19 protein-coding genes are annotated in these 20,321 nt (G+C 57.5%); 12 read left to right on the top strand and 7 right to left on the bottom strand.

Annotated features, from left to right (window positions below; genetic code table 11):
- Window position 1 precedes the first annotated feature (1 nt).
- From glpX to WNY39_RS03505, 3 genes are all read right to left on the bottom strand, one after another.
- Window positions 2–967, bottom strand: coding sequence for a class II fructose-bisphosphatase (gene glpX, locus WNY39_RS03515; protein WP_342844098.1), 966 nt, complete (start codon window positions 965–967; stop codon window positions 2–4).
- 40 nt (window positions 968–1,007) lie between these two features.
- Window positions 1,008–2,309: a homoserine dehydrogenase gene (locus WNY39_RS03510; RefSeq protein ID WP_342844096.1), complete on the bottom strand. Its 1,302-nt coding sequence runs from the start codon at window positions 2,307–2,309 to the stop codon at window positions 1,008–1,010.
- Window positions 2,310–2,412: 103 nt separating this feature from the next.
- The gene (locus tag WNY39_RS03505) at window positions 2,413–2,709 is read right to left on the bottom strand and encodes a hypothetical protein (protein WP_342844094.1); all 297 of its coding nucleotides are present in this window, start codon (window positions 2,707–2,709) and stop codon (window positions 2,413–2,415) included.
- A 79-nt stretch (window positions 2,710–2,788) separates the two neighbouring features.
- Between WNY39_RS03505 and WNY39_RS03500 the strand changes: the two genes are divergently transcribed.
- Both WNY39_RS03500 and WNY39_RS03495 read left to right on the top strand, forming a co-directional pair.
- Window positions 2,789–3,376 (top strand): TetR/AcrR family transcriptional regulator, encoded by a 588-nt coding sequence (locus WNY39_RS03500; protein WP_342844092.1) that lies wholly within the window; start codon window positions 2,789–2,791, stop codon window positions 3,374–3,376.
- Between the two features lie 179 nt (window positions 3,377–3,555).
- On the top strand, window positions 3,556–4,506 hold the full coding sequence (locus WNY39_RS03495; protein ID WP_342844090.1) for an NAD(P)-dependent oxidoreductase: 951 nt from the start codon (window positions 3,556–3,558) through the stop codon (window positions 4,504–4,506).
- Window positions 4,507–4,796: 290 nt separating this feature from the next.
- Here WNY39_RS03495 and WNY39_RS03490 read toward each other — a convergent pair whose 3' ends face one another.
- The 3 genes from WNY39_RS03490 to WNY39_RS03480 form a co-directional block, all read right to left on the bottom strand.
- Window positions 4,797–5,477, bottom strand: a complete 681-nt coding sequence (locus WNY39_RS03490) for a nitroreductase (RefSeq protein WP_341234824.1) — start codon at window positions 5,475–5,477, stop codon at window positions 4,797–4,799.
- Between the two features lie 92 nt (window positions 5,478–5,569).
- Window positions 5,570–6,943: an L-serine ammonia-lyase gene (locus WNY39_RS03485; protein ID WP_342844087.1), complete on the bottom strand. Its 1,374-nt coding sequence runs from the start codon at window positions 6,941–6,943 to the stop codon at window positions 5,570–5,572.
- On the bottom strand, window positions 6,943–7,629 hold the full coding sequence (locus tag WNY39_RS03480) for a glutathione S-transferase family protein (RefSeq protein ID WP_342844085.1): 687 nt from the start codon (window positions 7,627–7,629) through the stop codon (window positions 6,943–6,945). The genes WNY39_RS03485 and WNY39_RS03480 overlap by 1 nt, the downstream gene beginning before the upstream one ends.
- Before the next feature lie 246 nt (window positions 7,630–7,875).
- On the opposite strand from WNY39_RS03480, the gene rpiA reads away from it, so the two are divergent.
- The 6 genes from rpiA (at window position 7,876) to WNY39_RS03450 (ending at window position 15,635) form a co-directional block, all read left to right on the top strand.
- Entirely contained in the window at window positions 7,876–8,664 is a 789-nt protein-coding gene (rpiA, locus tag WNY39_RS03475; RefSeq protein ID WP_219580897.1) for a ribose-5-phosphate isomerase RpiA, read from the top strand.
- A 21-nt stretch (window positions 8,665–8,685) separates the two neighbouring features.
- Window positions 8,686–10,158, top strand: coding sequence for an FAD-dependent oxidoreductase (locus tag WNY39_RS03470; protein ID WP_342844076.1), 1,473 nt, complete (start codon window positions 8,686–8,688; stop codon window positions 10,156–10,158).
- Window positions 10,159–10,227: 69 nt separating this feature from the next.
- Entirely contained in the window at window positions 10,228–11,442 is a 1,215-nt protein-coding gene (gene hflK, locus WNY39_RS03465) for an FtsH protease activity modulator HflK (RefSeq protein WP_341234820.1), read from the top strand.
- Window positions 11,442–12,341 (top strand): protease modulator HflC, encoded by a 900-nt coding sequence (locus tag WNY39_RS03460; protein WP_342844074.1) that lies wholly within the window; start codon window positions 11,442–11,444, stop codon window positions 12,339–12,341. The genes hflK and WNY39_RS03460 overlap by 1 nt, the downstream gene beginning before the upstream one ends.
- 984 nt (window positions 12,342–13,325) lie before the next feature.
- On the top strand, window positions 13,326–14,810 hold the full coding sequence (locus WNY39_RS03455) for a DegQ family serine endoprotease (protein WP_342844072.1): 1,485 nt from the start codon (window positions 13,326–13,328) through the stop codon (window positions 14,808–14,810).
- A gap of 138 nt (window positions 14,811–14,948) precedes the next feature.
- On the top strand, window positions 14,949–15,635 hold the full coding sequence (locus WNY39_RS03450) for a TetR/AcrR family transcriptional regulator (RefSeq protein WP_342844070.1): 687 nt from the start codon (window positions 14,949–14,951) through the stop codon (window positions 15,633–15,635).
- 6 nt (window positions 15,636–15,641) lie between these two features.
- On the opposite strand, the gene WNY39_RS03445 is transcribed toward WNY39_RS03450, so the two are convergent.
- Window positions 15,642–16,061, bottom strand: coding sequence for a Fur family transcriptional regulator (locus WNY39_RS03445; protein WP_342844068.1), 420 nt, complete (start codon window positions 16,059–16,061; stop codon window positions 15,642–15,644).
- A 179-nt stretch (window positions 16,062–16,240) separates the two neighbouring features.
- Between WNY39_RS03445 and WNY39_RS03440 the strand changes: the two genes are divergently transcribed.
- The 4 genes from WNY39_RS03440 to WNY39_RS03425 are packed head-to-tail and all read left to right on the top strand — an operon-like array spanning window position 16,241 to window position 19,737.
- A complete protein-coding gene (locus WNY39_RS03440) occupies window positions 16,241–17,092 on the top strand; it encodes a metal ABC transporter substrate-binding protein (protein WP_342844355.1) in 852 nt (283 codons plus the stop codon).
- A gap of 13 nt (window positions 17,093–17,105) precedes the next feature.
- On the top strand, window positions 17,106–18,002 hold the full coding sequence (locus tag WNY39_RS03435) for a manganese/iron ABC transporter ATP-binding protein (protein WP_342844066.1): 897 nt from the start codon (window positions 17,106–17,108) through the stop codon (window positions 18,000–18,002).
- Complete coding sequence (locus WNY39_RS03430; protein ID WP_341234812.1) at window positions 17,999–18,874, top strand: metal ABC transporter permease; 876 nt, start codon at window positions 17,999–18,001, stop codon at window positions 18,872–18,874. Before WNY39_RS03435 ends, WNY39_RS03430 begins: the two co-directional genes overlap by 4 nt.
- Complete coding sequence (locus WNY39_RS03425) at window positions 18,871–19,737, top strand: metal ABC transporter permease (protein WP_342844064.1); 867 nt, start codon at window positions 18,871–18,873, stop codon at window positions 19,735–19,737. Before WNY39_RS03430 ends, WNY39_RS03425 begins: the two co-directional genes overlap by 4 nt.
- Window positions 19,738–20,321 lie beyond the last annotated feature (584 nt).

Below are 20,321 nucleotides of genomic sequence, written 5' to 3'. Positions count from 1 at the left end.
TTTAGCTGTCCGTCGGCGTGCGATAATTGATCCGCCGCACCGACCCCGATTTCGACCGCATGATCAGCGTTTCGGTTGTCAGCCAGCCCGGTTCGCGCTGAACGCCGGGCAACAGCGTACCGCCCGTTACACCCGTCGCGGCAAAGATCACGTCTTGAGTGACCATCTCATCGCGCCCGTAAATACGGTTAAGATCGGTAATCCCGGCCTTGGCGGCGCGGCCCCGTTCATCGTCGTTGCGGAACAACAAGCGGCCATACATCTGCCCGCCCATACATTTCAACGCGGCGGCGGCCAACACGCCCTCAGGCGCGCCGCCCGATCCCATATACATGTCGATGCCTGTGCCGGGTTCGGCGCAATGCATAACACCAGCCACGTCGCCATCGGTGATCAACCGGATCGCCGCACCGGTTTCGCGGACTTGGGCGATCATTTCGTCGTGGCGGGGACGTTCCAGAATGCACACGGTGATGTCTTGCGGGCTGCACCCTTTGGCGGCGGCAAGGGCCTGCACGCGTTCGGCGGGCGTCATATCAAGCGTCACAACATCCTTGGCAAAGCCCGGCCCGATGGCCAGCTTGTCCATGTACACGTCAGGCGCGTGCAACATAGACCCACGCGGGCCCATGGCAATGACCGTCAGCGCGTTTGGCATGTCTTTTGCGGTCAGCGTCGTCCCTTCGAGCGGGTCCAGTGCGATGTCCACACCGGGGCCATTGCCGGTGCCGACTTCCTCACCGATATACAGCATCGGGGCTTCGTCACGTTCACCTTCGCCAATCACCACAACGCCTGCGATATCCAACATGTTCAACTGTTCGCGCATGGCGTTAACGGCTGCTTGATCCGCCGCTTTTTCGTCGCCGCGACCGATCAGTTTGGCCGATGCCAATGCGGCGGCCTCGGATACGCGGGCAAGGCCCAGGGACAACATGCGGTCTTTGAATTCAGCAGGAGAAGTCATGAGGGTCGGTTCCTTTTAAATCAGTCTTTTGAATTGCGGTTCAAAGGTCTTCGATCCGCAAAGCAACGGGATCATTGGCCAAGACGCCGGTGCCCGCCATCGCGGCCAAAGCATCGTCCAAGGCGCTGCGGGTGGTTTTATGGGTGACGATCAATACCGGCGCGTGATCGTTATGGTGTTCGGTCTGGCGCATCCGGTCAATGCTTATCCCGGCCTCGCCCAGCACGGTGGCCACCTTGGCCAGCGCGCCAGGCTTATCCAGAAGGCCCATGCGCAGATAGAACGCCGCCGGGGCTTGCGACATGGCCGAGGTCGCGTCGGTTAGGGTGCTGGCCTTTTGGCCAAACACCGGCCCCTGCCAACCGCGGGCAAGATCGCAGATGTCAGATAGGACGGCGCTGGCGGTCGGGCCTTCGCCCGCGCCGGGGCCGCGCAGCACGATCTGGCCAACGGCGTCGCCTTCAAGCACGATCATGTTGGTGCCGCCGGACAATTGCCCCAAAGGTGATGTATCGGGGACAAGGCAGGGCTGCATGCGTTGCTCAAGCCCGCGACCGGTCATCTGGGCCACGCCCAGCAGTTTGATCTTGTAGCCCATGCCAGCGGCGGCACGGATGTCCTCAATGCTGACCCGCTCGATACCTTCAAGGTCGATCCCGTCGAAATCAACGCGCGACCCGAATGCGATCGAGGACAGGATTGCCAGCTTATGCGCGGCATCAATACCGCCGACGTCCAGCGCCGGATCAGCCTCAAGATAGCCAAGGCCGTCAGCTTCGGCGAACACGTCCTCATAGGGCAGGCCTGCGTCTTCCATTCGGGTCAGGATATAGTTGCAAGATCCGTTCATCACGCCCATCACACGGGTGATCTGGTTGCCGGCCAAGGCCTCGTTCAAGACCTTGATCACCGGAATGCCGCCTGCGACCGCCGCCTCGTAACGAATATGACGGCCCGCCGCCTCGGCCTGTTCGGCCAATGCCTGACCGTGAATGGCCAGCATCGCCTTGTTCGCGGTCACGACATCCTTGCCATCTGCCAATGCGGCTTCGGTCGCGTCTTTGGCCGGACCTTCGTCGCCACCGATCAATTCAACAAACACATCGACATCATCCCGCTTGGCCAAGGCGACGGGATCATCCTCCCATGCGTAGCCCGACAGGTTCACACCACGGTCTTTGTCTTTGCTGCGGGCGGACACAGCCGAAATGGTGATCTTGCGGCCTGTGCGCGCCTCAAGCAGATCGGCCTGTTTGCGCAGAATGCGCACAACGCCAACGCCCACCGTACCCAATCCCGCAATCCCAAGACGAAGTGGCCCAGACTGAAGCGGATGTGACATGTGCATTTCCTTTAAAACGGTGCGCGGAGGCGACGAAATTACTCTATGGCGGCGATGTAGCGGGTTCAAACCCCACGTGCAACGCAGCCAATCGGAAAATTGTCTATTGCAAACCCTCGTCCAATCGCTGCTTTTCTGTGCCGGTCAGAACTGATCCGCGCAACCGTGCCGCGCGGGCCTGTAAACCAGCGACACGGGCATTCATCGTATTTTCGGTCTGGGTCGCGTCGATCTGATCTGCCGCCGCCTGTGCCAACAGCGGGTCAACGGGTACAAGGGCGGGGTATTGCGCGGCCAGCATTTCGGGCGTTGCGCGGCTGTCAAGCACCGGAAACTGCGTGCAGGCGGCAGGCAGCAACAGGGCAAGGGCGCAAAGGCCTGAAAGGGTGCGATGTGTCATAGGGGCAATTCATGCACCAGCCATAGATATCGTGCAAGCGGGGTTTGCCTTTGAACGACTGTTCAATTAGCGTTTGAATATGGCACGCACCACTGGTTCACATTCCGACATCACCGGCCCCAAGGTCCGACAAGCCGCATTGCGTTTGTTTGCGCAAAACGGATTTGCCGCCGTGTCCATGCGCGCCATCGCAAGCGAGGTCGGCGTGCAGGCGGGCGCGCTGTATAATTATACCCCCGACAAACAAACGCTGCTTTTCAATCTGCTAAGCACCCATATGGAGCAGCTTTTGGAAGCGTTTAGCGACGACATCAGCCTTGCGCCGGTGGACAGGCTGCGCCGCTTTGTCGATTTCCACATCAGGTTTCACGCAGATCGCCCCGACGAGGTGTTCATCTCTTATATGGAGCTGCGCAACCTGACGCCCGAAAACTTTAGCGCGGTTGAGGCTTTGCGCCGCCAGTACGAAGACCGCTTGGAAGCGATTTTGCAAAGCGGTGCGGATGTGGGTGACTTTGACATTGCCGATACGAAAATCGCGACCCTTGCCGTGATCGCCATGCTGACCGGTGTGAATACGTGGTTTCGGGTGGGCGGTCGGCTGACGCTTGATCAGGTGATCGCGCAATACTGGGATATGGTGCGCAAGTCGGTGCTGTCGGGCTAGGTCGAACTGGCCATACTGCCTCGATTTGGTGTGCTGCCACTGCGCCATTCCATCGCCCCAGTCTCTTATCTTCCAAACATGTGCTGTTGCGCTCTTGTCGGCGTAGGGGTCGCAAACAGACGCGACCGGCTGGGGTCATGGCGGTTCACCTATCGTTAACTTTATAGGAGAGCATGCGCATGAAGGTTGGGTTTATCGGTTTGGGCAACGTGGGCGGCAAGCTGTCGGGCAGTTTGCTGCGCAACGGTGTCGATCTTTATGTGCATGATCTGAATGCGGATTTCGTGGCTGAGAAAGTGGCTGGCGGGGCCACGGATGGCACATCGCCAGCGGACCTGATGCAGACCTGCGATGTGGTGATCACCTGCCTGCCCAGTCCCGCCGCATCGGCGGCGGTCATGGCCGAAATGCTGCCCCATGTCGCCCCCGGCAAAATCTGGATGGAGATGTCTACGACCGATCCTGCGGAGATTAAACGCCTTGGCGCTGCCGTGATCGATGCAGGCGGTTCCGCTGTTGATTGCCCTGTGTCTGGCGGATGTCACCGCGCTGATACCGGCAATATCAGCATATTCGCCGCCTGTGACCGACCGACCTTTGAACGTATTTTGCCGCTGCTGACGCTGATGGGGCGGCGCGTGCTGCACACGGGCGATCTGGGCACGGCGTCCGTGCTAAAAGTGATGACAAATTATCTGGCCACTGTGAACCTGATTTCCGTCTGCGAGGCGATGACCGTGATGAAGGGTGCCGGGATGGATCTGGCAACAACATATCAGGCGATTGCAATGTCTTCGGGCACGTCTTTTGTGCACGAGACCGAAAGCCAGTTGATCCTGTCGGGATCGCGGGACGTGAACTTTACCATGGACCTTATCCAGAAAGATATTGGGCTGTTTCAAAAGCTTGCCGACCAGTATTCGATCCCGCTTGAGGTGTCCCCGTTGATTATCGACATCATGACGGACGGGCAAAAACGCTATGGCGAACGGGCGCAATCGGACCGGATTATCGAGCGGTTAGAGGACGCAACAAGCCTTAAAATACTGGCGGATGGCTTTCCTCAAGAACTGATCGACGATGAGCCCGAAGAACGCGGTTACGAGGTCGCTGCGCGTTCATCTTCGTAAATTCTAAGGTGTTGGAATAAGTATAGGACGTAAAAGATTGGTAGGGCTCTGTTTTCCCATAGCTCAGCCGCGCAGTTGCAGAACTGTGGAGGCTGGAAGTGTTAACAAACACCGAGGCCCGCTAATTGCCGTTAACGAAATCTTGGAGAAGCATTAACCTTAATTACTGTTCAGATGCAGTGCGAGGTTTGGCAGCTATCACCTTGGCAAAAGAGGGATTTCCGGGCGATCATCATAGAAAAACCACCCGGAAACACACAAAATACGGTTAATCGCGCTGAGCCTCGATCTCAGCCGTCAAAGCCCACGAAGCGCGCCACAGCGTCCACGGGGCGGCGCACCGATTTCACATCATTCGCGGAAAAGCTTTCGTCGGGCCAGCCAAGCGCCACGCAGGTCATGATCACTTGGTCGTCGGGGATTTGGGCATGCTCGCGCACGACGGGCGATTGCATGATGCCTTGACCGTTGATGACCGACCCCAGCCCTTTGCTCCACGCGGCAAGGACCAGACCATAGGTGACGGCCCCCAGATCGAAATGCGCGATGGTACCGTTGTCATCTAGTGATTTGTCAAAACAAACGACGATGGAAACGGGCGCGTCAAACTGGCGGAAACCGCGCATCACCCAATCCTGACGGCGCTCTTTATCCTCGCGCTCAATCCCCATTGCGGCGAAGAGTTGCTTGGCGATATCGACCTGCCGTTCGCGGTGCACGCCCGCATAGGCCCCATGATCGCTGATCTCGCGCACTGGCGGCACGCCTTGCAACATGCGGGTGGAATTGCCTTCGCGAACTTTTTCAAGCGGTTCACCCGTCAGGACATGGAAATGCCAAGGCTGGGTGTTCATTGATGATGGCGCACGGTTGGCCAGTTCAATGATCTCTTCCAGCAGCTCGCGCGATACCGGATCTTTGGTAAAGCCCCTGATGCTGCGGCGCCCCAACATTGCCTGTTCCAGTTCCATGATGTCCCTCCCGACGTTTCCTGACAGATGTCAGCGTCTTGCAAAGGGCAGGCAGGGTCAAGCGTCGGTTGGCCGGGTGCCGCTGCGTCAGATCAGCAGTTGGGCACATTTACCGCCAGACCGCCCAGCGAGGTTTCTTTGTATTTCTCGGACATGTCCGCGCCGGTCTGACGCATGGTTTCGATACAGGCATCCAGCGGCACCAGATGCGTGCCGTCACCGCGCAGGGCAAGGGATGCGGCCGACACCGCCTTGATCGCGCCAAGGCCGTTGCGTTCGATGCAGGGCACCTGCACCAAGCCGCGCACGGGATCGCAGGTCATGCCAAGGTGGTGTTCCAGCGCGATTTCGGCGGCGTTTTCGATCTGCTCGGGCGTGCCGCCCATAACGGCGCATAATCCGGCGGCAGACATGGCTGCGGCCGATCCTACCTCGGCCTGACAGCCCGCTTCGGCACCCGAGATTGAGGCGTTGAATTTCACCAACCCGCCGATGGCCGCTGCGGTCAGCAAGAAGTCTTCGATATGTGCCTCGGACGCGCCGGGCACGTGATCCAGATAATAGCGCAAGGTTGCCGGCATCACGCCAGCCGCACCATTGGTCGGGGCCGTGACGACCTGACCACCGGCGGCGTTTTCCTCGTTCACGGCCATGGCGTAAACGCTCATCCAGTCGTTGATCGTATGGGGCGCTTGCTGGTTCAGGCCGCGTTCCGCGAGCAGCGCATCATGTATGCCCTTGGCGCGGCGTTTGACATTCAATCCGCCGGGCAGGATGCCGTCGGTTTCCAGCCCGCGATTGATGCAATCGTTCATCACCTGCCACAACCGTTTGGTCCCGTCGCGCAGATGCGCCGCCCCGCCGCGCGATTCCTCGTTGGCGCGTTTCATCCCGGCGATGGACTTGCCGGATGCGCGCGACATCTCGAGCATCTCGGCGGCGGATTTAAACGGGTAGGGGACGGGTGCCCCTTCATCGGTGTCTTTTCCGGCGGTCAGCTCGGCCTCGGTCATCACGAAACCGCCGCCGATGGAATAATAGGTTTCGCGCAGGGTCACGTCGCCTTGGGCATCGGTGGCCATCAGCATCATGCCATTGGCGTGGCCGTCCAGCTTTACATCATAGTCAAAGACCATGTCGGTTTTGGGATTGAATTTGAGCGCGCCTAAATCCGGCAGGGTGATCTGATTGCTGGCGTGAATATCGGCCAGCACGCTTTCGGCCTTTTCATGATCATAATGTTCGGGGGTAAACCCCGCGAGCCCAAGGATCGTGGCGCGGTCGGTGGCGTGGCCCACGCCGGTAAAGGCGAGGCTGCCATGCAGCGAAGCACGCAGGCCCGCAAACTTGAACGGCGACGCGCGCATCAGATCCAAGAACCGTGCCGCAGCCACCATCGGCCCCATGGTGTGGGACGATGATGGGCCTATGCCGACCTTGAACATATCGAAGACAGAGAGAAACATCAGGTGGCACTTCCTTGGGGTGGGGTGGCATAGCGCGGGGCCGAAAATGGGGTGGGACCCAGCCCTTCGGCAGTTTGTGCCGCGGCGGTGCAGGGCAGGGTGTCGAGCGTCAGACACATCTGTTTGAGGTGGGGATAGTCATCAAGGTTAAACCAGTCTTGGTCTTTATGCACGGGGTACAGCACAGACCACCGGAGCAAAGGGCCAAGGTACAACTGGATCGCCAGCGCAAAGGGTTCTTGGGCGGCACGTGCATCCAGCGCTGTCAGATGACGTTTTAACGCGTCCTGCATCGTGGCGCGCAATGCGGCTTGGTGCGTGGGGTCCGCGCCTGCGTATTTTTCGGGATAGAATGTCATACGCAGCGCAGTGTGAACCGTGTTCGATATAAAAAACAACCACTTGAGGAAATCGGCACGCTGCGAGCTGTCGGCTTGCGGCCCAAGCCCCTCGTGCCGGTCCGCCAGCCAAAGCAGGATTGCAGCGGTTTCGAAGATGGGGCCATCGGGGCCGTCGAGTACGGGAATAAGCCCATGCGGGTTGAGCTTGAGATAGGGCGGTGATGTATGCGCAGCCGTCTTTCGATCAACCAAGACCGTACGATAAGGCTGGCCCAACGCCTCGAGCGCGAGGCGGATGATAAGCGACGCGTTATCGGGGGCGTAGTGAAGTGTGTAGCTGTTCATATGGTTGTGTTAGCCGATTGCAGCCCAGTTTAGCGATTGAAAACGACATGTTCGCGCCCATTGCGGAACGCGGGGTAGAAAAAGCGCGCCGATGCCCAAAGCCGGGCCTTGGACGCTGCGTAATACGGGACCCCGAAATATGATATATTATAGCTGGCGCAGCTGCGACGTTGCAGGCGGTTTTGAGGGGTCGCACCCACCGCCCTCAACGTCTATAAGGACCACGATAAATCAGGAGTCGCTATTATGGCCGGAGAACTGTCACCAATTGACAAGGCGAAATTTGTAGCCGCCAAACGTGCCGCGCAATTTGTCGAAGACGGCATGCGCGTTGGGCTGGGCACCGGATCAACCGCTGCGTGGTTGGTGCGTTGTTTGGGCGAAATGGTCCGGGACGACGGGTTGCGCATCAAAGGTGTGCCAACCTCGACACGCACCGCGCAACTGGCCCGCGAGGTCGGTATCGAAGTGATCAGCCTGGACGAGGCGAAGTGGCTGGACCTGACCATTGACGGTGCCGACGAATTTGACGGCGAGTTGAACCTGATCAAAGGCGGCGGCGGCGCGCTGCTGCAAGAAAAGATCGTGGCGACAGCATCTGACCAGATGGTTGTGATCGCCGACATCGGTAAAGAGGTCGAAACCCTTGGCGCGTTCCCCTTGCCGATCGAAGTGATCCCCTTTGGCTGGCAAACCACCCAAGCCTTGGTCGAAGAAACGCTGATCTCGATGGATGTGCTGGGGCGGACTTCTACGTTGCGGATGAATGGCGAAGTGCCGTTTATCACCGACGAGGGCAATTACATCATGGATTTGCATCTGAACCGGATCGGAAACCCGCGCCAATTGTCGCTGGTGATCAATCAGATGCCCGGTGTTGTTGAAAACGGGCTTTTTATTGATATCTGTGATGCAGTGGTTATCGGTTTCGGGGATGGTCGCGTCGAAGTGCGCGATATCAACGAAGGCACGATTGACCGTGATCGCGTTGATTTTGTCGAGTCAGACAATGTGTTTTCTGACCTGAGCGACTGAGCATAGAAAGGCCCCGACCCAATGAGTGAATTTGACTTTGATCTGTTTGTAATCGGTGGTGGTTCGGGCGGGGTGCGTGCTGCACGGGTGGCTGCGACCGAACATGGGGTCAAGGTCGGGTTGGCCGAAGAAGACCGCTATGGCGGGACCTGTGTGATCCGGGGCTGTGTGCCCAAAAAACTGATGGTGTTTGCATCGGGCTATTCCGGCATGGCGGACGAGGCGCAAGCCTATGGTTGGGATATCAAGCCCGGCACATTTGATTGGCATTCCTTCCGCAAGCGGCTGCACGGCGAATTGGACCGTCTCGAGGGCGTGTACCGTAAATTATTGTCAGGGTCCGGGGTAGAAACCTTTGACGCCCGCGCCAGGATCAAAGATGCCCACACGGTCGAGCTGTCCACGGGCGAGGTGAAAACCGCCAAGCATATTCTGGTCGCCACCGGTGGTCGTCCTGTGCGCCCTGATCTGCCGAACGCCGATTTGGGGATTGTGTCGGATGATATTTTCCACCTTGAAAAGCTGCCCAAGTCCATCCTGATCATCGGCGGCGGCTATATCGCTTGCGAATTCGCCTGCATCTTGCAGGGGCTTGGCGTTGAGGTGACACAATACTATCGCGGCGCACAAATCCTGCGCGGCTTTGACGACGAGGCCCGCGGGCTGGTCGCTGAATCGATGCGCGAAAGCGGGATCGACATTCACTGCGGCACGAACATTGTTGAAATGGCGCTGGAGGTTGACCGTGGCAACGCCGACGCGCTTAGCAATTCTGACGCCGCGATGGGGGCCACAGTTAACCAAGCAGGCGAACTGAACCGTCACAACGCCGCTGCACGTGAGGGATCGCAGGGACCGATCTGGGTTAAGTCCACGAACGGCGTTGAGAAAGTCTTTGATACCGTGCTGTTCGCCACAGGGCGCACACCGATGACCGACGATATGGGCCTTGAAGATGTTGGCGTCAGTTTGGGCCGCGGTAATGAAATCGAAGTGAATGAGTATAGCCAGACCGGCGTGCCGTCGATCTATGCGATTGGTGACGTGACCAACCGCGTGAACCTGACGCCTGTCGCGATCCGCGAAGGCATGGCTTTCGTGGAGACGGTCTTTGCTGGGAACCCAACACCGGTTGATCACGATCTGATCCCGTCCGCGGTCTTTACACAACCTGAAATGGGCACCGTCGGTCTAAGCGAAGAAGAAGCACGCGAGGCGGGGCCGGTTGAAATCTATGCAACATCGTTCCGGCCCATGCAAACCGCCTTTGCCGAACAGAACCAACGTGTGATGATGAAACTGATCGTGTGTCAGGACACCCGCGTTGTGTTAGGGTGCCACATCGTTGCACCCAATGCCGGCGAGCTGATCCAGATGGTGGGCATTGCTGTCAAGGCGCGGCTGACCAAAGAACAGTTTGATGCGACTTGTGCGGTGCATCCGACCATGTCGGAAGAACTGGTAACGATGCGCACACCAACACGCACAGCTTGAAATCCGGGCATTTATGCCCAAGTTTGAACGAGACGAGACCGCAAAGGCGGTCGTAATAGGGAAGAGTTAATGGCTGGAAATACAGGCGGCCCTTGGGGCGGCGGAGGAAACACAGGCGGCAATTCTGGTGGTGACCAGAATAAGCCAAATGGCAACCGACCAAGTGGTGGGGGCCGTGGCCCCGGTGGCGACAAACCACAAATCCCCGAAATTGATGATCTGGTGAAAAAAGGTCAGGAACAGTTGCGCGTGTTGATGGGCGGCAAAAGCGGTGGCCGTGGCAACGGTACTGGCGGCGGAAGCGGCGACAGCAATGGCCCGCGCTTCACCCGCGGTACAATCGGTCTGGGCGCTTTGGCGGCCGTCGTTCTTTGGGGCATGACCAGCTTTTATACGGTACGTCCTGAACAGCAGTCGATTGAACTGTTCCTTGGTGAATTCTCGGGCATCGGTACCGAAGGTTTGAACTTTGCGCCGTGGCCCTTTGTCACCGCCGAAGTGTTTGATGTGACCACCAACCGCGCCGAAACTATTGGCGCTGGGCGTTCTGGTGGTGACAACGAAGGTTTGATGCTGACGACAGACGAAAACATCGTCGACATCGACTTTCAGGTGGTTTGGAACGTGAAAAATGCGCAGGATTTCAAATTCTCGCTGCGTGATCCAACCGCATCTGTGCGGGCGATCTCGGAATCGGCGATGCGTGAAATCATTGCGCAATCCGAACTGGCACCGATCTTGAACCGTGACCGCGCCGCGATCGAGGCAAATGCACGCGAATTGATCCAGTCCACATTGGACAACCGCCAAACCGGTATCAACATCATCCGCGTCAACTTTAACAAGGTGGATCCGCCAAGCCAGACCGTGACTGTGACAGACGCAGATGGTCGGGTGACGCAGGAATCCGTTATCGACGCCTTCCGCGACGTTCAGGCAGCTGAGCAGGAACGCGACCGGGTTGAACGTCAGGCCGACGCCTACGCCAACCAGCGCACCGCCGAAGCTCGTGGTCAATCCGCGCAGCTTTTGGAAGCCGCCGAAGGCTACCGTGCTCGGGTTGTGAACGATGCTGTGGGTGAGGCAAGCCGGTTTGAGGCTGTTTTGACCGAATACCAAGCTGCACCCGAGGTCACGCGCAAGCGTTTGTACCTTGAAACCATGGAAAAGGTTCTAGGCGACGTGGACAAGATCATTCTTGAGAACAACCAAGACGGGGGCGGGCAGGGCGTAGTGCCGTATCTGCCGCTTAATGAACTGCGTTCGAACCGGGGGTCAAACTGATGCGTAAGCTGAATATCATTATCCCCGTTATCGTGATTGCGGCAATTGCTGTGCTGTCGTCGATCTTTATCGTTGATGAACGTGAAAAGGCGTTGGTTCTACGCTTTGGCCAGATCAAACAGGTACGTGAAACCGCAGGCATCGGGTTCAAAATCCCGCTGCTGGACGAAGTCGTGCGTTATGACGACCGTATCCTGTCCCTTGAAACCCCCATGATCGAAGTCACGCCAGCCGATGACCGTCGTTTGGAAGTGGATGCGTTCGTTTTGTACCGCATCGCTGATATACGTCAGTTCCGTCAGGCTTTGGGTGCCGATGGGGCCCGTCAGGCTGAGATTCAGCTGAACGGTATCCTTGATGGTCAGATCCGTGCGGTTCTGGGTTCGCAAGGTGTCACATCGAACACCATTCTGTCGCCAGAACGGTCGGCGCTGATGGATCAGATCCGTGAACGGTCTGATGCACGTGCACAGGCCTTGGGTTTGGATGTGGTCGACGTGCGTTTGCGCCAGACCAACCTGCCCGAGCAGAACTTTGACGCGACATTGCAGCGGATGATTGCGGAACGTGCCCGCGAAGCAACCGATGAACGCGCCCGTGGCCGCGAAGCTGCGCAACGTGTGACGGCCCTTGCGGATCGTACCTACGAAGAAATCCTGTCGGAAGCCCGCCGTGATGCCCGCATCACCGAAGGTGAGGCAGACGCCGCGCGCAACAAAATCTTTGCCGAGGCGTATTCAAAGGACTCAGAATTCTTTGAATTCTACCGTTCGCTGAGCGCATACGAAGAGGCGTTGAAGGGCAAGAATTCGACTATGGTGATGTCACCGGACAGCGAATTCTTCAACTATCTGCGCTCCGATCAGGGCAGCCGCTCGACCGAGGGCGAAAGAAACTAAACCCTCCTGAGGGGTTGCGATTAAAGAGGGCCGGCCACTGCGCCGGCCCTTTTTGCGTTCTGATGCTGCGGTTAAGGGGCTATCAAGGAGCGTCGGGTTGGCGGAGATTATTGCAGGGGTTTGATGTGTGGGTTCGAGCCCTTTCTTGCCCTAATACTGCGACGCAGCTAGGTTAAATTTGGACGAATTTGAAACATAGAAAAGTTGAGAAAATGGGCGTGCACGGCGCAGAAATTGTTGACCAAATCCAAAACTACCTGAGTAACGAGCGAAAGCGATCACCCTTGCCTCGCATATTGTCAGAGCTGAGAACTTTGGCTTCACGACTGAGTAATGAAGAGAAATCAAGTGATTTTCACAACCTTTTAAGAGGTTTTAATCGCTGCTGGGGAGATGAATTCTGCCCAGAAGAGGGTTTGGTTGCTCCGCTTCTGAACGAACTATTTGAGCTGCATGGCTATCCTGACCAAAGAAGCTGGCCAAAGTAGCAAGATGTTCATTGATCATACAATGGAACGTTAGCTTTGTCCGCACAGCAGACCTCGGCCTCAGCCCTCACCGCCTGCACGTAGACTGCCTCGTTCGGGGTCGCATTGACCAATGTCAGGTTATAGACGAGCATCCCGCTAGACTTGAATTAGGATGAATATGACCACGACTGATACGAAACTGCTCTTCCGCCTTTCACTGACCGAGTGATAATGGGGCAAGCCTGACCTGCATGAGAGCCATCGGTGTGGGATCGGTTTAAGACCAGACCTCGACCCCACGCTGCAAAGCGGTGCGATGGCGAAGTGAAAACGTGGTAACCTCAGCCAATATGCAGGTGAAAACTCGGGGGTGTGTCTGGCGAAAAGCGCCTTGACCGTTGACATGCGCGTGAACGATCACATCTTTCACCTTGCAGCACTGGCATTGCGGATGCACTCTGATGCCAGAAATTCTGGGCGCTGCCCTGCGCCCCCCTTGTTCAGGAGATTGTGAATGCCGCCAAAGGCCGTATCCGTGTCGAAAACAACCACCTCGCCTGTTTGGCTTCAGTGGCTCATGATGGGCATGCTGGCCTTGGTGTTTGTCGTGATGCAAGCCGTCATGGCCTATGCCAAGCCGGAAAGCCTGGCACCGCTGGCCGAGAAAATCAGCCCGTCGGTGGTGAACATCACGACATCGACCGTGGTCGAGGGGCGCACCGGCCCGCGCGGCATCGTGCCCGAAGGATCGCCGTTCGAGGACTTCTTTCGCGAGTTCCAAGACCGCAACAACGATGGGCAATCGACCCCCAGCCCGCGCAAGTCGTCGGCGCTTGGCTCTGGCTTTGTGATTTCCGAAGACGGTTATGTGGTCACCAACAACCACGTTATCGAAGGCGCGGATGAAATTACGGTCGAATTCTTCTCGGGCGAGGAACTGACGGCTAAGGTCATTGGCACCGACCCCAACACCGATATTGCGCTGCTGAAAGTCGAAGCGCCGTCACCGCTGCCATTCGTCAAGTTTGGCGACAGCAACGCCGCGCGTGTGGGCGATTGGGTTATCGCGATGGGCAATCCGTTGGGGCAGGGGTTTTCGGTCTCTGCCGGGATCGTATCGGCGCGCAATCGTGCGCTGTCGGGTACCTATGACGATTACATTCAGACCGATGCGGCGATCAACCGTGGGAACTCGGGCGGGCCGTTGTTCAACATGGATGGCGCTGTGATCGGGGTGAACACCGCGATCCTGTCGCCCAATGGCGGTTCCATCGGGATCGGCTTTTCCATGGCGTCCAACGTCGTGACCCGTGTGGTGGATCAGCTTAAGGAATTTGGCGAAACCCGCCGGGGCTGGCTGGGTGTGCGCATTCAGGACGTCACCCAAGACGTGGCTGATGCCATGGGACTGGCCAAAGCGACCGGTGCCTTGATCACTGATGTGCCCGATGGCCCCGCTAAGGAGGCGGGTTTGAATACCGGCGACGTGATCATGAGCTTTGCCGGTGTCGAGGTTGAGGATACACGTGGTTTGGTCCGTCAGGTTGGCAACAGCGCTGTCGGGGCTGCCGTGCGTGTGACCGTGCTGCGCGACGGGAAAACGCAAACGTTGAAAGTGACCCTCGGCCGTCGTGAAGATGCCGATGGCGCAAGCCCCGCCGCCACGCCGCAGGATGATGCCGCGCCCGAAGAGGCAGAGACCTCCTCCATGATGGGCCTGACATTGACGCCGCTCACCGATGACATGCGCGAGGAGTTTGGCGCGGATGAAACCACGAACGGCTTGGCCGTCACCGAGGTTGATGAGATGTCAGAGGCATTTGAAAAAGGGCTGCGCAAGGGTGACGTGATCACAGAGGCGGGCCAGCAAAGCGTTGCGACGATTGCTGACCTTGAGGACCGGATTGCCGAGGCCCAAGATGCCGGGCGCAAATCGCTGCTCTTGCTGATCCGCCGCGCGGGCGACCCACGCTTTGTCGCGATTGGTATCGAAGACTAATCAGCACCTTTCACAACCGACATCCCAAGACCCGCCTTTGCCATGCGCAGGGGCGGGTTTTCTTTGATTTACGCATGCAGCTTATTTGTTGTTTCAGATGCTAAAATTGCGTAGCTTCTTTGACAGGAGGAAGCCTGAATGTCCGAAGCGATGCCCACGTCCGTGTACCCGGAACGTCTTCATAAATTGCGGACGCAGCTTCTGGCCGAGGCGGATATCACAAGCGTCCAGAACCAAGAGCTGATCCAAAGCCGCCGTGAACAGATTTGCGAGGCGGCACTTGAGCTGTTTTTGGAAAAGGGTTTTGCAGCAACGACAGTACGCGATATCTGCGCGCGCTCGGGCGTCAATCAGGCCAGTATCTATGACTATATCGCCAACAAGAATGACATTCTGCGCCGGCTTCTGAACCAGCTTTGGTTTCGCGAAGACGTGCCAACACTGTCGGTGATCCTGCAAGACCAATCGTTGTCGCTGGAAGACGCGATTGAGCAGTATTTTCGCGAGACTTGGGCATATAAGCGCAAAGGCACGTTGCTGGCCTATCGCTGCGTTCCCCATATGCTGCCCGAGGACCGCGAGGCGCTTCACGCCCGCGAATACGCCGCGATGAAGGATTTGGCCGACCAGCTTAGCCTGCGGCTGGGGATCGCGTCCGAAGATCGCCGCCTTGATATTATGTCGAACCTGATGGTGTTTCTGTCAGCCTTTGGCCCGATGCGCGATTGGCTGAACCGAGACATTCCAAGTGACGAAATTCTGCGTGCTGTGTCCGCCGGGGCCGCTGCGATGGTGCGCTCGCTTGAGGCGGAAAACGCGCAGTAACGCAGATCAGGTTTTGCGGGCGCGGATCACCGTATGGTGGCTGACGATTTGATACCCCATCTCTGCGGCCACGCGGCTCATCAGCTCGGCGATTTCGGTGCCTGGAATTTCGATCAGATCACCGCTGTCCAGATCAACCAGATGATCGTGGTCGATCTGGGGCATCATCTCATAGCGGGCAGGGGCGTCATCCATCACCAGCTTGCGCACCAGACCTGCGTTTTCCAACACTGACATGGTGCGATACACGGTTGCGACCGATACGGTGTCGTCCAGCGCGCGGGTTTTTTCATACAGGTCTTCGACGTTGGGGTGATCATCGGTTTCCGACAGGATCGTTATAATCGACGCGCGCTGCGGCGTGACGCGCAGCCCTGCGTCGCGCAGCATTTTCCTGTAGTCGGGATCATTTTTCAAAGCGCTCACCATCCTTGTGTTGCCGTGACTTTAAGCAAGTTTTTTCTTGCCCGCAAGATTTTGCGATCTATTCTCATTCGCATGTTTGACATTTGCGAATAATTCGCATTTACAAGTAGCAGACCAAGTAAGGTATGGAGACTTCGGTGAGAAAATCTTTGTTCGCGACGGCAACTGCAGCGGTTTTGATGGCGTCTGGGCCGGTCCTAGCGGCTGATTTCAAGGTGGTGACGACGTTCACTGTGCTTGCCGATATGGCACGGCAGGTGGCGGGGGACGCAGCCGAAGTCGTATCGATTACCAAGCCGGGCGCGGAAATTCACGGTTATGAACCCACGCCACGTGATATTGTCGGCGCAGTCGATGCTGATCTGATCGTGTGGAACGGCCTGAACCTAGAGCTGTGGTTCGAGCAATTTCTGTCCAACCTTGGCGATACCCCGTCTGTGACCTTGACCGACGGGATCGATCCCATCTCGATCTCGACCGGCGATTACGAGGGCAAGCCGAACCCGCATGCGTGGATGGGTCTGGATAACGCGCTGATATATGTCGACAACATCGCGGCTGCCTTTGCCGAACACGACCCTGAAAACGCACAGATCTATATGGATAACGCAGCACGCTATAAGGACGAAATTCGCGATACGATTGTGCCCTTGCGGGACCGGGTTGCCGAAATTCCCGAGGCGCAGCGTTGGCTGGTCACCTGCGAAGGCGCGTTTAGCTATCTCGCGCGTGATTTCGGTATGAAAGAGCTGTATCTTTGGCCGATGAATGCGGACCAGACCGGCACACCGCAGCAAGTACGCAAGGTGATCGATGCGGTCCGCGCCAATGATATTCCCGTGGTCTTTTGCGAAAGCACGGTTAACACGTCACCCGCCAAACAGATCGCGCGCGAAACCGGCGCGGCCTTTGGGGGCGTCCTGTATGTTGATAGCCTCAGCACGGCCGAGGGGCCGGTGCCCAGCTATCTGGACCTGCTGCGTGTCACATCCCAGACCATCGCGGATGGGCTGGCTGAGAACTTAAAGTGAGCGGAACAAAGATATGAAAAGCGCTGTAATCCAACATGATGCAGAACATTTCGCGCCCCAAGACAGCGGAATATCTGCCCATAATGTGACGGTGACCTATCGCAACGGTCACACGGCACTGTACGACGCGAATTTCGAAATTCCACGCGGCACGATCACAGCGCTGGTGGGGGTGAACGGGGCGGGGAAATCCACCTTGTTCAAGGCCATCATGGGCTTTGTTCCCGCCGCTGCTGGTGAAATCAAGCTGCTTGGCAAATCGGTGCGCGAGGCGCTGCGCGAAAACCTTGTCGCCTATGTGCCGCAGGCGGAAGAGGTCGATTGGGCCTTTCCGGTGCTGGTGCAAGACGTGGTGATGATGGGGCGATATGGCCACATGGGTTTCTTGCGCCGCCCCAAAGCCGCAGATCACGCCGCCGTCGACGAGGCATTGCGCCGCGTGAATATGACCGAATTTAGGGGCCGTCAGATTGGCGAACTATCCGGCGGCCAGCGCAAACGGGTGTTTCTGGCCCGCGCCTTGGCTCAAGATGGTCGGGTGATCCTGCTGGACGAACCTTTCACCGGGGTGGATGTTAAAACCGAGGATCAGATCGTCGCCCTGTTGCGCGAATTGCGCGACGAGGGGCGGGTGATGTTGGTCTCGACCCATAATTTGGGATCTGTGCCAGAATTCTGCGACCGGACGGTGCTGGTCAAGGGGACCGTGCTTGCCTACGGGCCGACGGAAACTGTCTTTACCCATGACAACCTTGAGATGGCATTTGGCGGCGTGCTGCGCCACTTTACCCTTGGCGGCAGTGACCTGCATGACGACGATGATGGCCGCGAGCTGCGGATTATCACCGACGATGAACGCCCCTTTGTCCACTACGGAGAGGCGCTGGCCAGGGGCGAGGACGACAAATGATCGACCTGCTGCTAGAGCCGTTCGGCTACGGCTATATGTTCAACGCCATGTGGGTGTCGGCCATGGTCGGCGGGGTCTGTGCGTTTCTGTCCTGCTATCTGATGCTGAAAGGCTGGTCGCTGATTGGCGACGCGCTAAGCCATTCTGTCGTGCCCGGTGTGGCGGGGGCCTATATGCTGGGACTGCCCTTCGCGCTTGGTGCGTTTCTGGCGGGTGGTTTGGCGGCGGGGGCGATGCTGTTTCTGTCGGGGCGGTCGGGCCTCAAGATTGATGTGATCATCGGGATCATCTTTACCTCATTCTTTGGATTGGGGCTGTTCATGGTATCGCTGTCGCCGATGTCGGTCAGTATTCAGACCATCATCATGGGCAACATTCTGGCCATCGCACCGTCTGACATCATCCAACTGGCGATTATCGGGGTCGTGTGCCTGACGGTCCTGCTGCTGAAGTGGAAAGACCTGATGGTCACGTTTTTCGATGAAAACCACGCGCGGTCCATCGGGTTAAAACCGGACCTTTTGAAGGCCGTGTTCTTTATGCTGCTATCTGCTGCGGTTGTGGCGGCGATGATGACCGTGGGCGCATTTCTGGTGATCGCGATGGTCGTAACCCCCGGTGCGACCGCTTATTTGCTGTGCGACCGGTTTCCGCGCCTGATTATCGTGTCAGTTATCATCGGTACGCTGACGGGGTTCTTTGGGGCCTATGCCAGCTATTTTCTGGACGGTGCGACGGGCGGTGTGATTGTCACGCTACAAACGGCCATTTTCCTCGCGGCCTTTGTATTTGCCCCCAAACACGGCGTGCTGGCTGCACGGCGCAAGGCGGCACAAGCCTTGCAATCCTTGCGAGACGAGGTGCCATCATGATCGAGACATTGCTGTTTCCCTTTCAGTTTCCATTCATGCAAAACGCCTTTTGGATCATTCTGCTGGTGGCTCCACCCACGGCATTGCTGTCGTGTTTTCTGGTGCTCAAGGGCTGGGCGCTCATGGGGGATGCGGTCAGCCATGCGGTGCTGCCGGGGGTGGTGCTTGCGTGGATCACGGGGATACCGCTGATCATTGGGGCCTTTGCTGCGGGCATGTCCTGCGCCTTGCTGACCGGATACCTAAGCCACAATAGCCGGATCAAACAGGACACGGTGATGGGGGTCGTGTTTTCGGGGATGTTTGGGATCGGCATCATTATGTACACGTCGATTTCGACCAACCAGCATCTGGATCACATCTTGTTCGGGAACATGCTGGGCGTCGGCCCACAGGACCTATGGACGGCGGGCGTTATCTCGATCTTTGTGACGGCGTTCATGGTGCTGAAGTGGAAGGACCTGCTGCTGCACGCCTTTGACCCGGCCCAAGCGCAGGCAAGCGGATTGCGCACGGATCTGTTGCACTATGGCTTGCTGGCTGTGTTGTCGCTGACCATCGTGGCCACGCTGACCGCCACAGGGTTGATCCTTGCGGTCGCCTTGCTGGTCACACCAGGGGCGATTGCGTTTCTGTTGGTGCGTAGCTTTGGCCCGATGCTGATTGTATCCGTTGCGGTGTGCACGGCGTCGATGTTCGCGGGCACCTACCTAAGCTTCTTTATCGACAGCGCGCCGGCCCCGACGATCGTCTTGATCCTGACGGCTGTGTTCGTCGTCGCCTTCGTGAACCGCCTTTATCGTACCCACAAGGCCTCGCGGAGCGCCACAGATGCGGCCGCGACCGGGCTGGATGTGCGGTAAAACGGCGATCAATCTCCCGCTAATCACGATGCCTGATTGTCCCCATTTAGGGGCGTTTCAGGGGCTGGTTGATCGGCCAAATCCGGCCACTGATGCGCCGCGTGCGCAAATTCTTGCCACATTACCCTAAGTTGTTTGGTGGGGGCTTGTTAAGGGCAGAAAAGCCTCGTCTTTGTGCAAGTTTTCGACGTATTCTTGCATGTACCTCTAATCGCTCAATGAATCGAGATGGCCCGAATCACTTGGCCAAATGATTCGTCTAGAATGAGGCGTTTCGTTCCAATTTGGTAAACAAATGGTTAATTTTTTCTCAATTGGTTCCCAAAATTGAATTTTCTCGAAAAAAAAATGGCAGAAATTTGCCCCTAAATGACGCAGGGTCAATTGTTTCAATTTTAGACACAGTCGTTCGGCCAAATTAACCTCTATTAAAATCCGGCTTTGATTTTCCTCAATGTTTACTGAACTTAGCGCAAGCGCGGTCTGAGGCGCGTTGAAACAATGGACACCCAAGGGTTGGGTGGTGGGCTGAAAACTCCCTCCGAAAAGCGGCGCAAACGGGGCGTCGCCTACCGCTGGTATGG

The organism is Sulfitobacter sp. AS59, assembly GCF_038899995.1.
In the GTDB taxonomy this organism is placed as follows: Bacteria; Pseudomonadota; Alphaproteobacteria; order Rhodobacterales; family Rhodobacteraceae; genus Sulfitobacter.
This window is presented reverse-complemented; position numbering and strand designations above follow the sequence as displayed.